The organism is Corynebacterium sp. HMSC035E02, assembly GCF_001836065.1.
GTDB lineage: Bacteria > Actinomycetota > Actinomycetes > Mycobacteriales > Mycobacteriaceae > Corynebacterium > Corynebacterium hiratae.
This window is the reverse complement of the sequence record NZ_KV827302.1, coordinates 1-16704: the sequence shown is the minus strand read 5'-3', so window position 1 is coordinate 16704 and position 16704 is coordinate 1. Positions and strand designations below refer to the sequence as shown.

Below are 16704 nucleotides of genomic sequence, written 5' to 3'. Positions count from 1 at the left end.
GATTTAAATCAATACGCCCAAACAACTTAAAATGTTTACAATGACGCCGCTTGAAAGAAAAGCGCCATCCGGCATACACCAACCGTGCCATACATACGGCACAACACGGCCAGAACAATAAAAATCAACCAACACAAAAAGTACATTGGCACACTATTGAGTTCTCAAACATCATCCGCACACCACAACAAAAATTAACCAAACGTTAACCTCCCTGCGGCGGCCCGAACAACCTTACCCAACAAGCTCAACCAAAGTCAAACCCGCCAAACAAACATTGCCCGAACATCTACCACCAGTTAACCAAACGGCTACCTCGCGGCGACCTCGATAAATATACGCACACCCCCAACAAACAACAAATCCCCAGGAAGAGGCGCTTTTTGTGCTCGTCCTGGGGCGGTTTTCTCGATGTCGGGAAGTCCACCTGAATGTTAATAGCTAGTGGTAACAGGCCAACAGCCCATCCGGGCCATCAATAACGGTGATTGGGGTTTCGAAGATGGGCGTGAGAATCTCATCGCGCATGATTTCCTCCGGACTACCGAAGGAAACGATGCTCCCGTCCTTGGCCGCACAAATATAGTCGGCATAGCGGGCAGCGAAATTGATGTCGTGCAACACGATGATGATCGTGCGGCCGAATTCCTTGGCGGCCTTTCGCAGGTGCTTCATCATCTCCACGGAGTGTGAGATGTCGAGGTTGTTGAGGGGCTCGTCGAGAAGCACGTAATCCGTTTCCTGGCAGAGCACCATCGCCACATATGCGCGCTGGCGCTGCCCACCGGATAGCTCGTCGAGATAGCGGTTCTCCAATTCATGCAAATGGAAGAAATCAATGTAGCGCGAGACTATCTCTTCATCTTCCGCAGTCAGACGCCCCTTCGAGTAAGGGAAACGGCCGAAGCTCACCAGCTGGCGCACGGTCAGCTTGGTAATGAAGTGGTTCTCCTGACGCAGGATGGAAAGGATCTTCGCCAAGTCCTGCGATTTCGTGGAGGACACGTCGTAACCGGCGACCTCGATGGTGCCCTCGTCGACGTCGAGAAGCCGGCCGATCATCGTCAGCATCGTGGACTTGCCCGCACCATTCGGCCCAATCAGCGCGGTAATACCGCCGGAGGGGATCTCCAGATCGATGGGGCCGATGTTGGTCTCACCGGAGTAGGACTTGGACACTTTGGATAGCTTGATCACAGCTTGCCCTTTCGCAGAATGACCAGAAGGAAGACGCTGCCGCCCACTAGCTCAATAATGATGGAGACCACGCCTTGCGCATAGAAGACGTGCTGCATCAGGAAGTATGCACCGGTGAGGACGGCAAAGGCTGTGGCAATTGCCATTGGGAACAAAAAGCGGTGGTCGTAGGTCTCCGCCGCCTGGTAGGCCAGGGTTGCCACGAGGAAGCCAAGGAATGTCATGGGCCCTACAAGCGCGGTGCTTGTTGCCATAAGAATGGAGACCAAAATCAGCGTGTAGATTGCATTGACCTTGTGGTTAACACCAAGGTTCGTCGCGGCATCGCGGCCCAGGGCTAGCACGTTGAGCTGGCGGGAGTTCAGGTACATCAGCAGTGTCACCGCGAGAACCAACGGTATGGCGATGGGATAGTACTCGCTCTCCGCGTTGTTAACGGAACCAAAGAGCCGCGCGGTGAGCACGTCGAATTCACTGGGCGTGAGCATGCGCTGCATAAACGTCGACAGCGATCCCAAGCCCCCACCAATAATGATGCCAACCAGCAGCATCGCATGCATGTTGTTGCGGCGGCTGGTCAGCAACCAGGAGTACAGCACGAGGGATAGGCCCACCATGAGCACAAGCTGCACAAGGAAGGTTCCCATGTTGCGGGCCTGAGTTAGGCCGGAGGCGCCAAGGAAAAAGATCGTGGCTGTATTAATCGCGACGTACAGGGATTCAAACCCCATGATGGAGGGAGTAAGGATCCGGTTGTTCGTCACCGTATGGAAAGCCACCGTGGCCACGGCCTGGCATACGGCGACGATGGCCATGGCCGTTACTGCATCAGCGCGGCGACGCGCGATCAACCACCACTTGCGAGTACCAAAATCCATGGGGTTGTCATAGGCCAAGAGCCCGAAGGCGAAAACCAGCCCGGCAACGATCAAGGCTGCAAGGATGATCCAGTATTTTCGCGCCGCAGCAGCAGACTGGAAGCTGCCCACGTTTCGCCGGGCACGTGACGTTTGCACAGGTTCCTTCGTCTTAGGGATAGAGATACTTACACTCACTTGGTCGACCTCACGATCAAGACGACGAACACGATAGCACCCACAATGCCCAGGATGACTGATACGGGCATCTCAAACGGGGAGATAATGGTGCGGCCAATGAGGTCACACAAGGTCACGGTGGCGATGCCAAGTAGGCAGACCCAAGGCAGGTTGGAGCGCAGGTCATCGCCGCGCAGCATGCTGACCACGTTCGGCACGATAAGACCGAGGAACGGCAGGGAGCCAACGACGACGGTGACAACGCCCGTCGCCACCGCGATGAGCCCGGTTCCCAACAGAATCATCCGCTTGTAATTCAAGCCGATATTAGTGGCAATGTCCTCTCCTAGGCCGGCTACGGTGAGCTTGTCAGCGTAGAAATATACCGCCAGCAAAACCAACAGCACGATCCACAGGACCTCGTATTGCCCCTCATAGACAGAGGTAAAGGACCCCATGAACCAGATTCCGAGCTGCTGCAAGGTATCCGTGGCGAGCGCCACGTAGGAGGATACGGCACTAACGACAGCGCCCAGCATGATGCCGATGATCGGCACGATGAGTGAGAAGCGCAACGCCACGCGGCGAAGGAAAGCGAAGAAGACCATGGTTCCCACGAATGCAAAGAAAACCGAAATGACCATCTTCACCAGCACGGATGAATGCGGGAAAAGGATAAGCGAAAAGAGCAGGCCCAATCCTGCCCACTCGGTGGTTCCTGTCGTCGTGGGTTCCACGAAACGGTTTTGGGTCAGCAGCTGCATGACCAAACCGCTCATTGCCATCGCGGCGCCCGCCAAGACGAGCGCCACGGTACGCGGTACGCGGGTGGTGAAGAACATCGCCCAGCCGTCCTCATTATCAAGGATGCTGTACTCCCCCACCATGAGGGAAAGGACCAGAAGCGCGACTACGCCGAGCACGCCGAGGCCTAGCTTCCAGGTCAGCACAGGTCCGCGGGAGTTACGCGGGCTGACAGCTGAGTGCTCTGCCGCAGCGCTGCTCTTCACCGTCACGGTTTAGTCTCCTCCTTGGCTGCCGAAGGATGGTTAGGCGTTGGCCTTCTCGAAGGCGTCGGCAAGCGCGTTCAAGATCTCGGTGTAGGTAATGATGGACTCATCAATGTAGGTGTCATTCGGCGCCACGTAAACGTTGCCTTCCTTCACAGCGGTAACGTTCTTGAGCGCCGCGTTGTCCTTGACCAGCTTCTCGCCCGGCGTGACATCCTGGCCTTCCTTGGAGATAGCGGAGTCACGGTCCATGACGAGGATCCAATCCGGGTTGGATTCGGCAATGGCCTCAACGGAGATATCGTCGCCCTCGTGGTCATCGGAGGCGTTGGACACCTCCAGGGCCGGGGTCAGGCCAAGCAGCTCGAAGACCGGGCCATACACGCGCCCGATACCGGGAGCGATGTAGCCGATTTCACCGCCGGAGGTGTTCACAGCCATGACCTTCTGCTCTGGGTTGTAGGCCTTCTTAGCGCGTTCAGCAGCGGCGTCGAAGTCCTCAATGAGCTTCGCGGCGTCCTCTTCGTGGCCGAAAACCTGGCCCAGGGCCTCAGTGTGGCGCTTGAGCTCGTCGAAGAAGTCTTCGTCATCGCGCGGCTCGAAGTCAAGCACCGGGACATCCTCGAGCAGCTTCTCAATATCCTCTTGGTGCTGCTCGAAGCGCTGGCCGTTCCACACCACGTCAGGCTCGGCCGCGACGAGGTTTTCGAGATCTGGTTCCTTATGGGAGCCCAGATCAACCTCGACCGTGTCCTTGTTGTAGGTGTCACGCAGGGACTTCGGGACCAGCGGCAGCGGTGCGGCAGCAAGGTCGATATCCCACTGCGCCAGGACAGAAAAGGCGCGGTTATCCGTCACCGCAGGGTTCTCCACCGGGAGGGTAACTTCCTTCGAGCCGAAGTTATCCTCCAGGGTGATGGTGGAGGCGCCTGCCGCCGCGGATTCGGTCGGCTCAGCGGTCTCCTCAGACTGGCTGGAAGAGCAGCCGGTGAGAGCAAGCGCTGCGACCGAGAGAGTGGCGGCAACTTTGGCGGCGGTCGTGCGCGAGGCACGGCGAGAAAGGTTAAACATAGCTTCCTTGCATATTAGGTGTGGCTAACCACAGTTGGCAAATAAGGACAGCGCCTAACCTAACTCAAGTAACGCTTACCTTTCAAGCACGCTTATGTTTCCTAATTCATGACGGGGGTAGCAGACCACCACCTGCCGCCCGTGACATGCCTTTTAGAACAAAATATTTACGCTTAGCCTTCCCCCTTCTCCGCGATGAGATCACTCACCGACACTGGCCCTTCCCTATCAAAATCCTCCCGCACCGCGCGGCGGAAATTCGGATCCGCCAAGAAATCGAGGGCAACCTGTGCCACACCCGCCGCCGAATCAACGGCCGCATCTACCGCCTGCGGCGTGGCAGCCCAGCGTGCAAAGTTCTCCGTGTGCAGAGCCACGTCAGTTGGCGATACCTTCACCATCGGATGCAGACCAGGCACGAGGTGAGAGACATTGCCAAAGTCAGTCGAAGCAGCCACCGTATCCGGCACCGTCCCAGCGGGCAGCGCGGTGCGTCCGCGGCGCGCCTGCGTGGCCGACCACCGCTCCACCAGCGCCGCGTTGTTGCGCACGGGCAGGGTCATCGGATGCTCATCCCAATCCACGTCCACCTCTACACCGGCCATAAGTGCAGCGCCCCGGACGATGTCTTCCACCCTGGCGGACAGATCTATGAGTGTGCGCGTCCCCAACGAGCGCACGTAAATAGTCATATCCGCCGCGCTCGGGATGATGGAGGGGCGATCGCCGCCGCTCATGATGGCGTGTACCCGATCCGAGGGCGGCATTTGCTGCCGCATCAGCCCAATCCCCTGGTAGGCCAGGCTCGCAGCATCAAGCGCATTGCGCCCCATGAAGGGTTGGGAGCTGGCATGCGCGGCCACGCCACGATAAGTCACGCGTAGGATGCGCCGACCCACCCAGGCATGCGCGCCAATGTCATAGCCAAAGCCATGGATCATCACCGCGGCATCCACGCCGTCGAGGCTGCCACCGCGGATCATGTATTCCTTGCCGGAATGACCTTCCTCCGCTGGGGTCCCCTGGAGGAGGATGCGGCCGGACATGGGAGGGGCGTCGTCCAGCACGGCAGTAGCCGCCAAGAATCCAGTAACGCCCGCCGCGGCAATGACGTTATGCCCGCACGCGTGCCCGATCTGGGGCAGGGCATCGTACTCCGCCAGGATGGCCACGGTGGGATGCCGTTCAGGGTCGAAATCTGCACTCTGCCACGAGGCCTCGAACGCGGTCTCCACGCCATAAACCCCGCGGCGCGTGGAGAAGCCGTGCTCTTCAACGAGGTCCGCCAGTACCGCCATGGAACGATGTTCTTCGAAGGCCGTTTCAGGGTGAGCGTGCAGGTCCGCGACGATGTGCGCGGCCTTCTCCCGCAAGGCCTCAGCCCGCGCGGCCGCCGCGTCCCAGAGCTTCGCTTGGCCTGGGTAGTCTTCTTCCTGTTTTTCCGGTGGTGCTGCAGACGCCACGCGCTTGGCGACGCCCTCCTCCATCGCTTCCAAATACGCTGTCGATGGATTGTTGCGTTGGTTCATGCGCTTAACCAATCATGACGTTGTTGCCCGGTCCCAGCGGAAGGTCCACGTAGAACCAGATGGCCAGCAAGATCGCCCACGCGGTAAAGAATGGGACCACGAAGGGCACGAGGCGCGACATCAGCGTTCCCAAGCCTGCCTCGCGTTCGTAGCGCTGGAGGAAGCCGAGCATGACGATCATGTACGGGTTGAGCGGGGTGATGATCTGGGTTGCGGAATCGCCGACGCGGAATGCGCCTTGGATGAAGGCCGGCTCATAGCCCAGCAGGGCAAACATGGGCACGAAGACCGCGGCCATGAGCGTCCACATCGAGGATCCGGAAATAATCAGCAGGTTCAGGCAGGACGCCAGAGCGATGAAGGCGAAAATAGCTGGGAAGCCAGTAAGCCCGATGGATTCGAGGAAGGCAGCACCCTTCACCGCGGTGAAGGTGCCGATACCGGTCCAAGAGAACAGTGCCACGAATTGGCCCAGGATGAAGGCCAAGATGAGGAAGCTCATCATGTCCTTGAGCGCGCCGATCATCATGTTCACAACATCGGTGATTCCCTTGACCGTGCCGACAACCTTGCCGTAGACCACGCCGAGGACCAAGAAATAGGCGAACACGATAAAGACGATGGAGTTTAGCAGCGGGGACTTGGGCAAGAAGCCGCCTTCTTCATTGCGCCACGGCGATTCTGGCAGAAGAACTGCGAAGAGAATGATGGCGGTGAGGATGACCGTGGCCACACCGGACCAGATGAGGCCCTTGGCCTCGGCTGGGCGCAGCTCAGCGGTGAGCTCCTCGCCGTTCTCGTCACGGTCGCCGCGCTCGGCGGCATCCTCGGGATCAATGTCTTCTTCGGTGGGAACCTCCTGCTTCCACATGCGCGGCTCGATCACCTTGTCGATGATGAAGCCGGCCAGCACACCGAGCACGATGGAAGAAGCCACGTTGAAGTAGTAATTCGACATGGCGTTAACCGGAGCGAACTCGGTATTCGGCAGGGTCTCCATAACCGCGGTCGTAATACCGGCAAAGAGCGCATCCAGGGAAGTGGGCACCAAGGCGGTCGAATAGCCAGCACCCACGGCGGCGAAGCCGCCGATCAGACCAGCCACCGGGTGACGGCCTGCGGCCTTGAAGACCATCGCGGCCAGCGGCGGGACGATAACGAAGGCGGCATCCGCCATGACGGAGGCGGTCACGCCGATAACGCCGACGGCGTACGGAAGCAGCCACGGCTTCGCGGAACCGAAGAGCTTGCGAATCAACGCAGAGAGCATTCCGGAGCGCTCTGCCACTCCCACTGCGAGCATGATGGGCAGCACCGTTACCAGCGGCGGGAAGTTGATGTAGTTCTCACCCATTGTGGTGGTGAACCACGTCAGCCCCTCACCGGTAAACAGGCCTTTCACCGGCTGGATCTCATCCGATCCGGGAATCTTAATCTCCACGCCCATCTTCGCCATGATGGTGGAGAGAACGCCTGTGATTAGGAAAAGAATCAGGAAGATGGTGAAGGGCTCCGGCAGCTTGTTGCCGATGTACTCGACACCATTGAGGAACTTATCCAGCATTCCCCCACTGGACTGTTGACTCGAATTTTGCTCAGCCTTGGCGGGATTTGCTTTCGACTTCTCCGTGGTACCAGCGCCGCCTTGTGGCGCTGCATTCGATGGGCTGTTCATGGGTACTCCTGTCGTAGGGGTCAGTCCCAGTGCTCCACGTCACACTGTTGAGGAAAGGCTACCACGCGTTTGTAACTTGAGTAACACCAAGCGTCGCTCCGCGTCACACTTTTCGTACAGCGGTACTACGTCCATCCCACCGGCTACCCCCATCTACCAGGGTTCTAAGGCACCAGTCCATTCAGCCGCGCGAAAGGATCCCACTCGCTGTCGCGGTGCGCATCATATTCCGCAAAGTTGGCAGCATTGATGGCAGCACTGTCTGATACGAGGTGCGCAATGAGCGCGACAGTCATATCCATCCCCGCCGCCACGCCTGAGGAGGTCCATCGATTGCGGTCGTGCACCCACCGCGCCTCCGGCCGCCAGGACACATCGCCCCCGAAGGACGTGGCCCAGCTAAAAGCACGCTTATTGCTTGTTGCGGCGTAGCCCTCCAAGAGCCCAGCCGCCGCCAGGACCGCAGAACCCGTACACACGGAGGCAACCACCGGCGCTTGCGCACCCACCTCACGAAGCCACGTCAGAAAAGATTCGTCTTCCACGAGCTTCCGGGTCCCCTTTCCTCCCGGGACGAGGAGAACGTCGGCCGGCTCAATCTGCCCATAAGAAATTGTCGGCACCACTTCCACGCCCTGCGAGCTAGCAACTGGCCCACTATCCGGTCCTGCGAAAACAACGGCGACATCAGGCACCGCTTGAAGCAGCTGGACGGGCCCGAAGACGTCGAGAAGCTCGAAGCCCTCAAACAAGACGACCGTGATGCGGAGAGATTCGGTATCCATGCGGCCATCCTAAAGCAGGCTGCAACGACACCGATATTGAACTACCTCCCCCGAGCATCCGTGAGCACACGTAATTGAAGCAAAACCGGATACAGATGGCCCACAACCCCGACAACAAGAAGAACTGTAGCCGCAAACAATCCGTCTGCCGCAGCGCACCATCCAGCGCTACATATATGGAGCAGCAATCCCCATACATGCCCAGCTGCCGACGCTCGCACCGGCCGAAGGGGGTTCGCCCCTTCACGCTTGGCGGACTCTTCTCTGCGCATCGCCAAAATCATGCCGTTCCATCCGATTCGCGTGAGCACAGCATTAAATAGCTCGACACCCCACCGACGGCTAGCAACGCGAGAAAAAGACACACGCCGCCACATCGAAACCGGAATATGGCGCTCCAGAGAATCTCCAACAAAGGGTGCGAGCCCGAACCCCAACAGAATAGCTGTAACTACGAACCCCTCGGAGTTCGCACCAGTTTCATTCGCCACGATATTCAGCCCTAGCACGGCCGCGATAGCCCCAGCGAAAGCGATCACTTCTACCCCCTTAGGGAACTCAAGAAAGCCTGCAAGCGGTTTCACGCATCTTCCCCTATTCAGAACCCCCTAGCGTTTCCCGCCAGACAGCTGTTACCCAAGCTTAGCCACCAAAACGGTCTCGATACAGCATTCCCCTCGGTGAACACTCATGCTATTTGTGGAGCCGTCGGGGCTTGATTCGGGGCTTTTGTGGGACTGGTGTGGGACTAGTGGGGTGTTTTGTGGGACTAATGCGGGACACGGGTGGCCCTACCTGCACGCACCGGACATGCGCCATTACTGCAGGCCAGGGATACAAAACGAGAAGAAGCCCCAGCTAGAACGTTATCTAGCTGGGGCTTTCCGGTGGAGCCGCCGGGGACTGAACCCCCACACCACAACACAGCAGGTCACAGGCGCAATTCAAGAAACAAGGACGGGAAAATTCCCTAATCCTTCCCTAATAGCACCAGGAAAGGCAACCATGACCACCCCACAAACCACCACCAACCCGGCACGCCGGAGTACCGGCACGCCACGCTTGCGGCACCTCATTCACCACATCGAACCACACGGAGTAATCCACACTCTATGCGGCCAACGCCTCTACAAGAATAAGGGTGCCACCACCGGGGCGTCGTAGGCTTCATCATCCACATCGGCCACGCCAAGCACCCCGTGGTCACCCCGGAGTTCTTTACTAACGGCCGCTATGTGTGGACCATCCTCATGGTCTTCTTCGTCTACTCCACCCAGATGGGCTTCATTTTCCTGCTGCCATTTGCCGCACATGACCTGCACGGCATGAACATCGATAAGACCTCCCTGCTGATGATCCCGGGCTATATTTGCGCCATCCTCATTGGTATTTTCTCCGGCAAGATCGGTGGCGTTTTGTCCTCTCGCGCCACCATCTACACCGCTTTCGCCCTTGTCGCCGGCGCGCTGGTGGCGGCCGCGCTCTTCGTGCAGCTTCACGTCGCCGTACTCATCCTGGCCATCGTGGCCTTTGCCTCCGGCTTTGCGCTTATGTACGCCCCGCTGGTCAATACCGCACTGCGCAATATCACCGCCACCAAGTCCGGCATCGCGATTGGCTTTTATAACCTGACCATCAATATCGCCATCCCACTGGGCATTGCCTATACGGCAAAGCTGCAGGACCTCACCAGCTATAACACCGTGCTGTGGATCCTCGCGGCAGTCGCCGCCATCGGTATTGCCCTGTACGTCGTCTCTGACCTCAAGATGGCCCGTTCCGAATCCCGCCTAACCCGCTCAGGAGAACAATTATGACTTCCCGCACCGACGTTGCTTCCATCATCGACCACACCCTGCTCAAGCCGGAGGCCACCCCGGAGCAGTTCCGCGCCTTGGTCAATAAGGCGGCCGAGCTGGGCACCTACTCCGTCTGCGTTTCCCCGTCCGCCCTGCCCATCGAGGTTTCAGAATCCATGCACATCGCCACCGTCGTGGGCTTTCCCTCCGGTGCCGTAAAGCCGGAGATTAAGGCCGCTGAGGCAGCCCGCGCGGTTGCTGATGGCGCCGAAGAGGTGGACATGGTCATCAATATCCCCCTGGCCATCGAGGGCCGCGCCGAGGATCTGCAGGCCGAAATCCAGGCCGTGCGCGATGCCATCCCTGGCAAGGTGCTCAAGGTCATCATCGAGTCTGCCGCGCTTTCCGACGACGCCATTGTCCTCGCCTGCAAGGCCGCCGCAGCCGCCCAGGCGGACTTTGTCAAGACTTCCACCGGTTTCCACCCCGCCGGCGGTGCGTCCACCCACGCGGTCACGCTCATGCGCGAGACCGTAGGCGACGCTCTCGGCGTTAAGGCATCCGGCGGCATCCGCAGCGGCAAGGATGCACTGGCAATGATCGAAGCCGGCGCTACCCGCCTGGGGCTGTCTTCCTCCGCCAAGATCCTCGAGGAGCTTTAAGCCATGCCCGCACACACGAACTTCGATGTCGACTACGCCCGCACCTGGGCCGAACACGATCCGGATGCGGACACCGCCCGCCAGGTACTGACGTGGATCGAGGAAGGCAATTCCGAAGAATTCGCCGCGGCCTTCGCTGGCCCCTTGAACTTCGGTACCGCGGGCCTGCGCGCCGCCGTGGGGGCGGGCGAAACCCGTATGAACCGCGCCGTGGTCATCCGCACCACCTACGGGCTTATCACCTGGCTCAACCAGCAGGTCGATGCTCCGGTCGTCGTCATTGGCTGCGATGCCCGCCACGGTTCCGCGCAGTTCCAGCGCGATGCCGCCCAGGTCATCTCCGCCGCCGGCGGTAAGGCCCTGGTTCTGCCTGCACAGAACCCGACCCCACTGACGGCTTTTACGGTTCGCTCCTTGGGCGCAGATGCCGGCATTATGGTCACCGCCTCCCACAACCCTCCAGCCGATAACGGCTACAAGGTGTACTTGGGCGGCCGCATCGCCACCGGCCCAGGCGAGGGCGTGCAGCTTATTTCTCCGGCAGACTCCGAAATTGCCGCCGCTATCGCTGCGGCTCCCTATGCCGACGAGGTTGCGCTTTCTTCTGAGCGCATCGAGGACGTCGATACCCGCGAGGACTATCTCGACCGCGCCGCCCAGCTAGTCGGTGACAATACCGATATCACCATCGCGCTGACCGCCATGCACGGCGTGGGGGCCGAGCTCGGCAAGGAACTGCTTTCCCGCTGTGGCTTCCGCGTCTCGCTGGTGCCCGAGCAGGCCGAACCCGACCCTGACCTCCCTACGGTGTCCTTCCCCAACCCGGAAGAACCCGGCGCCTTAGACCTTGGAATCAAGCACGCTGAGGAGATCGATGCCGATATCCATATCGCTTATGACCCAGATGCCGATCGCTGCGCCGCCGCCGTCCCCACGGCGGAAAACTCTTGGCGCCAACTAAGCGGCGACGAAACCGGTGCCCTCCTGGGCGATTACCGGCCCTCGGTTTCTCTTTCACAGGGACAGCAGCGGCTTTTATCCGGCATGAACCGCAGCATAGACACCGTGGTTCCTTCGGCATTTTTCTTTGACCTCAGCCAGGGTGTCGACTACACGATGGGAACCTCAGCAGTTCCTCTTTAGGATTTCGCCTCTGCCTCAAGAACGAAAAGGCGTTTACCCCAGCCAACAGCCGTGGTGGAGGCAATAAAAGCGCCGTTGTCAGCGACAGCAGCGTTGATGTCTTCCTGAGTCGGTATCTTGGTGCCGAACATGGAAAGCCTCACCATGTCCTCTTCATAGGAATGCTCATCTCCGCCTACCGTATCGATAACCTCGGTAAAGATATAAACCCGCCGGAACGTATCCTTACTTATTGCACGGTTTAATTGGTGAGCTACTTCCTCGCTACCAAAGACACCCCAGGGATCGATGAAAACTACATCAGTTGCCCACACATAGTCCACTTCAGTGGGATAAAAACCGCTTCCCTCGCCATTCGTCTCGCATCGTGCACGAGAGTTTACTGCGATTTCCTGTAGCACCGCTTCCGAGGAAGCATCACTGATAATACGGCTCTGGGCATGCTCCCATCGTCGGAGTATTTCATCTGCATATACCGCGCCTCCCTGGCCAATGATGAGAACGCGAGCGGTTTCATCTAAATACTGCTGTAGTGCCTTAGCTGCCGAAGGAGCAGTCCACCCAGCGCTCACATTCTTTTGCTCAAAGCGTTCGGCCACGAGTTGTGGGTCACGGCTAACATACTCTGACCACGGCAATCCCTTTTCCCCTTGAGGTGCTGACTCACCGGTACGAAGACTGTGCTCAAGTCGCATCAGCGCCATCGCCTCAAGATGCGCAGGCCCGCTTAACCAGCGCACCGCATTTGAATCTGGGTCCGCCAGTTCCATTCCCATTGCAGTCAACGTGAGGGCGTCCCCGCTGATTTCGACGAGTTGAAGAGCGGCCAAGTAACGGACAAATCTTCCCAAAGCCTCCTCGTGAAGTTCTGCCGCAACAGCAAGGGCAGGGACTGTGTTGGCACCCGCATCGATTTCTTGAAATAGTCCTAAACGTACTGCAGTGCGAAGCGCAAAGGCCGAGTTCAACTCAGCTAAATCATGGATATTATGCAAAACACTATTACTACTGCTCGATGCGTTTCCTTTGCCGTGTTTCGGGTTAGTACGCCGCCAGTAGCCCGTGATTTCTTGATGCTCAGGGGTAATTCCGGAAGCTTTAAACAAACGGCGCAGCGGTTTTAGCCGAGAAGCTTCCCCTGCCGCCCATACGTATCCTTCGCCATCAGGCAATAATGAAGGAGAAGTAGCTTCAAAAAGCGCCCTAGTCTTTTCCACGAAGTCCTCACCCCGTTCGCGTACCGCCCAGTGGACCTGTACTGAATCGGAAATGTCTAAGCTCTGAATATCAGCGCTCGTAGGAACCTCTATCACCGCAATCGCAGGGTGCCCGCACGGGAGTGATTCTACGCAGCGGCCAATTGCCGGGAGCGCAGTCTCATCTCCTGCCAAAAATAGCCAATCGGTATGCGTAGGTAACTGTGCACAAGACTTCGGACCTGCCACAAAAATGGCGTCACCTATTCGAGCGTTCTGTGACCAGTTTTCTGCTAGGCCCTCACCGTGGCGCGCGAAATCTATTGCTAACCGCTGGTTAGCAGCGTCAAAGTGGCGGACCGTGTATGTCCGGAATAGATTTTTGACAGCTTCTGGCCACAGTAGGTTGCCATCTTTTTGGGCGATTGGGTGCGGCCTTTCTCCAGTTTCCGGATCCGGGAAGATCAGCCGAACGTCGTCATCAAAACCATTGCTTAATAATGCAGGAACGGAAATACCATCGTGTTTGTGCTCCTGGAGCTGTTCCCCGCTAAGCGTAATACGCCGCATGGCTGGCGATATATCTTCGATGTTTTCCACATATAATTCCCGGTAAGAAATTGGATAAATTTCCCTGCTCCGGCTGTTCCTTGGCATATTTGAGACCATTCCCCTCTCGGTCTAGATGGCTTTTAATTCACTTTGTTCGATGGCCTATTTTCTTATTAATTTTTTGCTGGTGCTTTGAACGCCTCTCCCAGCGCCAAGCATTTTCCAGCTCACCTACATACCTTTAATGCAGTCATCGTGCTGCACCGATGGACGAATATGCGGGAAGCGTGAGGCCAGGTTTTCGGTTTCGGAAGGGCAAGAACGGACGCACCACTACCTTGGATACAGTCCATTGAAGAGAACGCCTTCCGATAAATCGGAAGGCGTTGGCGACTACCTGCCGCAGTGGAGTAAGCCCCACCTAGCAGGCATCGGAGTTGTGCGGACCTTGACTACTTTCCAACTTTTTCCAGCGTCGGCATCGTCTTATCCAGCACCCAAGCTCGACTCAAGCTCGTCGGGTTGTTGAGTCCGGCAACGATGGCTGAATCACCGGCAAGAGTCGCATCGGATTTCACCTGCGGAAGATCTTTGTATCCCGGAATGTTTTCAAATTCTTCGATTGAGCCGTCGCGGTTATAAATAACCATAAAGTCAGCGGCCAGGTAGGACACGTTTTCCGGAGAAAGCGTGACGCGGCCCTTATCAACTGGAACGGATCCGTCCGTCAGCTTGTCCGGGAACTTCATGCCCAGATCGTAGATGAAGGAGGCACCTGGATCCTCGGGGTCAGCAACGGCACCAAAGGATCCCTGGGCAAATTGGGAAACAATGCCGGTCTTACCGGAGAGGTTAGGCAGTTTTTCCTTCACGTCGGAGAAACGCTTTTGATCCTCTTCAATGGCTTTCTTCGCTTCGGATTCCTTATTGAAGATCTTGCCCAATGCTTCTAGCTGAGATTCCCAGCCGATGCCCTCTCCCTTATCGGAGATTCCGCCGAGAGTCGGTGCGATTGCAGACAATTCCTTGTAATTAGCCTCAGAAATTGTCCAGTAGTCACCAACGATGAAGTCGGGTTCGATTGCCGCGATTTGTTCTTGTGGCAGAGTTTTGAAATCTGTCTGATCGATTACCTTGACGCCATCGAGCTTCTCTTCACGCCAAGGCGAATTCTTGTCTATTCTATGCTGCACAACAGCTGCTGGTTTAATTCCAAGTTCCAGCAGGTTATCAACGGCCGTCCCCACTGCAACCACATTTTGCGGATTGACCGGATACGTATCCGTACCGCGGGCGTGCTCAATGGTCACGTCCTCTGCAACTTCGGAGGTTGTTGCCGCTTCATCGGTTGAATCCTTCGACGAGCAGCCTGACAGAACCAATCCGGCACAGATAGCGGCAGCGATAAATGACCGCGCGCCCCTTTTTACTGACATCCCTTTTCCTTAAAGTCGGTTTCCTGAGGTTGCCTTTCAGCTCTTTTCATCGGATTTTCCGGTAGACCCGAAGGCAACTTTCAAGTTAGGTTAGCGTTACCTAAGCCACGTTGCAACAGATTTGTTAAACTATTTTCCTATAGATATTTCCTATTTACAAGACTCCTAGTCCCACACCCGCACAAGACTCATCCCCGGCTATAAATAAGTGCGGACCTAAGAAAATGCTGCTTGACGATGCACTTCCGGGCGGCGGGTCGGCGGAACGACCGGCTCCCCACAAAGCGAAAACCGCCCCCACACATTCACGTGAACTGACCCCCGAAAGTTGGACTGGTTTAATTCTAGGCGGTTAGGGCTTCAAGGGTCTGATTTCGATATTGCATCGGGGTTAGACCCTTGAGTCGTTGTTGGATGCGTTCGGTGTTGTACCACCGGATGTACTCGTCGATTGCCTGGTTGAACTCTGCGACGGTGTCGAAGGCTTCTCCGTGGTACATCTCGGTTTTCAGGTGGCCGAAGAAGTTCTCCATGACCGCGTTGTCGTAGCAGTTGCCTTTGCGTGACATCGATTGGACTCCCTGGTGCTGGCTAATCAGGGTGCGCCATGATGAGTGCTTGTATTGGAATCCTTGATCGGTGTGGATCATCCAGCCCGGCTCTGGAGCACACGCTTTGATCGCCTGCGCCAACGAAGCCGAGGTAAACGCCGTAGACGGCGATGTGGCCACTGTGTGGGCGACGATTGAGCGGTCGAACAGGTCCATCACCGGTGAGAGATACACCTTGCGGCCAGCGACTTTGAACTCGGTGACGTCGCTGACGAAGACAGTGTTGAGCCTATCGGGGGTGAAGTTGCGCTCGAGTGTGTTCTCAGCGATGTAGCTGATTGTGCCAGTGTAGGAGATGTAGGGCCTGCGCTGGCGGATCTTGGCTTTCAAGCCCATGGCGCGCATGAGCTTGTAGACAAGTTTGTGGTTGACCACCCAGCCCTGGTTACGCAGGTCGAGCAGTACCCGCCGGTAGCCGTAGCGGTGTTTGTTGCGCTGAAAACTGTCCCGGATCGCTTGTTTGAGCTCGGCATGTTTATCCGGTGCGGTGAGTCGTTTTTGGTGGTAGAAGAATGTCGAGCGTGCCATGCCGGCCGCATCCAGGAGGTAGTCCAAGCGGTGGTGTGACTTGAGGATGACGATTGCCTGGGCTTTCAGGCGTGTCCCTGGTTCCTCAAGTCTCGCAATTTTTTTAAGTAGGCGTTTTCCGCTTCCAGCCGCTAAACCTGGCGGCGAAGCTTTTCCTCTTCCGTGAGGCGTTTCGGCGCAGCCGATCCTTTGGGCCTGCCCTTCGGCTTCGGGCGCAGAGCCTCGTCGCTGCCTCTGCGCCACTTAGCCACCCAGTCCTTGACGAGGTGGTCGGATGAAAGATTGAACTCTCGGGCAAGATCCATCATCGACTCACCCGCAAGATGACGTTCTACAACTTCCTTCTTCGCCTCGAAGGAGTAGTGCTGCTTGTTTGGTTTCTCCACGAGACATAGTCTGCCACGCAGTTGGAAACGGCGATAAAGTCTACGCGTTGCGTCTCTGGCTTAAGGGACATTTCGTGTGGATAAACC

General features: G+C 57.5%; 12 protein-coding genes and 3 pseudogenes. 5 read left to right on the top strand and 10 right to left on the bottom strand.

Annotated features, from left to right (window positions below; all coding sequences use genetic code 11):
* Window positions 1-50: 50 nt before the first annotated feature.
* The gene (locus HMPREF2635_RS13380; protein WP_168167651.1) at window positions 51-209 is read left to right on the top strand and encodes a hypothetical protein; all 159 of its coding nucleotides are present in this window, start codon (window positions 51-53) and stop codon (window positions 207-209) included.
* Window positions 210-441: 232 nt separating this feature from the next.
* On the opposite strand, the gene HMPREF2635_RS01830 is transcribed toward HMPREF2635_RS13380, so the two are convergent.
* From HMPREF2635_RS01830 to HMPREF2635_RS01800, 7 genes are all read right to left on the bottom strand, one after another.
* Window positions 442-1197 carry an iron ABC transporter ATP-binding protein gene (locus HMPREF2635_RS01830; protein ID WP_070821184.1) on the bottom strand — a complete coding sequence of 252 codons (756 nt, stop codon included), beginning with the start codon at window positions 1195-1197 and terminating at the stop codon, window positions 442-444.
* Complete coding sequence (locus HMPREF2635_RS01825; RefSeq protein ID WP_049156312.1) at window positions 1194-2213, bottom strand: iron chelate uptake ABC transporter family permease subunit; 1020 nt, start codon at window positions 2211-2213, stop codon at window positions 1194-1196. The genes HMPREF2635_RS01830 and HMPREF2635_RS01825 overlap by 4 nt, the downstream gene beginning before the upstream one ends.
* A gap of 35 nt (window positions 2214-2248) precedes the next feature.
* Entirely contained in the window at window positions 2249-3244 is a 996-nt protein-coding gene (locus HMPREF2635_RS01820) for an ABC transporter permease (protein WP_371326309.1), read from the bottom strand.
* Between the two features lie 39 nt (window positions 3245-3283).
* Window positions 3284-4315: a siderophore ABC transporter substrate-binding protein gene (locus HMPREF2635_RS01815; protein ID WP_049156306.1), complete on the bottom strand. Its 1032-nt coding sequence runs from the start codon at window positions 4313-4315 to the stop codon at window positions 3284-3286.
* 173 nt (window positions 4316-4488) lie between these two features.
* The gene (locus HMPREF2635_RS01810) at window positions 4489-5844 is read right to left on the bottom strand and encodes a M20 family metallopeptidase (RefSeq protein ID WP_049156305.1); all 1356 of its coding nucleotides are present in this window, start codon (window positions 5842-5844) and stop codon (window positions 4489-4491) included.
* 4 nt (window positions 5845-5848) lie between these two features.
* Window positions 5849-7519: an AbgT family transporter gene (locus tag HMPREF2635_RS01805; RefSeq protein WP_049156302.1), complete on the bottom strand. Its 1671-nt coding sequence runs from the start codon at window positions 7517-7519 to the stop codon at window positions 5849-5851.
* A gap of 164 nt (window positions 7520-7683) precedes the next feature.
* Entirely contained in the window at window positions 7684-8304 is a 621-nt protein-coding gene (locus HMPREF2635_RS01800) for a DJ-1/PfpI family protein (protein ID WP_049156299.1), read from the bottom strand.
* A 1005-nt stretch (window positions 8305-9309) separates the two neighbouring features.
* On the opposite strand from HMPREF2635_RS01800, the gene HMPREF2635_RS13375 reads away from it, so the two are divergent.
* From HMPREF2635_RS13375 to HMPREF2635_RS01780, 4 genes and pseudogenes are all read left to right on the top strand, one after another.
* Window positions 9310-9468, top strand: a complete 159-nt coding sequence (locus HMPREF2635_RS13375) for a hypothetical protein (RefSeq protein ID WP_158010535.1) — start codon at window positions 9310-9312, stop codon at window positions 9466-9468.
* Window positions 9459-10121: pseudogene (locus HMPREF2635_RS01790) on the top strand (MFS transporter); the annotation flags it as partial. The gene HMPREF2635_RS13375 and the pseudogene HMPREF2635_RS01790, both read left to right, overlap by 10 nt.
* Complete coding sequence (gene deoC / locus HMPREF2635_RS01785) at window positions 10118-10765, top strand: deoxyribose-phosphate aldolase (RefSeq protein ID WP_049156177.1); 648 nt, start codon at window positions 10118-10120, stop codon at window positions 10763-10765. The pseudogene HMPREF2635_RS01790 and the gene deoC, both read left to right, overlap by 4 nt.
* Window positions 10766-10768: 3 nt before the next feature.
* Window positions 10769-11776, top strand: a pseudogene (locus tag HMPREF2635_RS01780) (phospho-sugar mutase); the annotation flags it as partial.
* A 128-nt stretch (window positions 11777-11904) separates the two neighbouring features.
* Here HMPREF2635_RS01780 and HMPREF2635_RS01775 read toward each other — a convergent pair.
* From HMPREF2635_RS01775 to HMPREF2635_RS13195, 3 genes and pseudogenes are all read right to left on the bottom strand, one after another.
* Window positions 11905-13761: a siderophore-interacting protein gene (locus HMPREF2635_RS01775; protein WP_049156228.1), complete on the bottom strand. Its 1857-nt coding sequence runs from the start codon at window positions 13759-13761 to the stop codon at window positions 11905-11907.
* A gap of 347 nt (window positions 13762-14108) precedes the next feature.
* On the bottom strand, window positions 14109-14966 hold the full coding sequence (locus tag HMPREF2635_RS01770; protein ID WP_239663622.1) for an ABC transporter substrate-binding protein: 858 nt from the start codon (window positions 14964-14966) through the stop codon (window positions 14109-14111).
* 470 nt (window positions 14967-15436) lie between these two features.
* A pseudogene (locus tag HMPREF2635_RS13195) lies at window positions 15437-16626 on the bottom strand (IS3 family transposase); the annotation flags it as partial.
* Between the last annotated feature and the right edge of the window lie 78 nt (window positions 16627-16704).

Bases quoted from the DNA above. Each gene is read 5' to 3' on its own strand.
- HMPREF2635_RS13375 (WP_158010535.1), top strand. From the start codon at position 9,310: ATGACCACCCCACAAACCACCACCAACCCGGCACGCCGGAGTACCGGC.
- HMPREF2635_RS01775 (WP_049156228.1), bottom strand. From the start codon at position 13,761: ATGCCAAGGAACAGCCGGAGCAGGGAAATTTATCCAATTTCTTACCGG.
- HMPREF2635_RS01800 (WP_049156299.1), bottom strand. From the start codon at position 8,304: ATGGATACCGAATCTCTCCGCATCACGGTCGTCTTGTTTGAGGGCTTC.
- deoC (WP_049156177.1), top strand. From the start codon at position 10,118: ATGACTTCCCGCACCGACGTTGCTTCCATCATCGACCACACCCTGCTC.
- HMPREF2635_RS01810 (WP_049156305.1), bottom strand. From the start codon at position 5,844: ATGAACCAACGCAACAATCCATCGACAGCGTATTTGGAAGCGATGGAG.
- HMPREF2635_RS01805 (WP_049156302.1), bottom strand. From the start codon at position 7,519: ATGAACAGCCCATCGAATGCAGCGCCACAAGGCGGCGCTGGTACCACG.
- HMPREF2635_RS01815 (WP_049156306.1), bottom strand. From the start codon at position 4,315: ATGTTTAACCTTTCTCGCCGTGCCTCGCGCACGACCGCCGCCAAAGTT.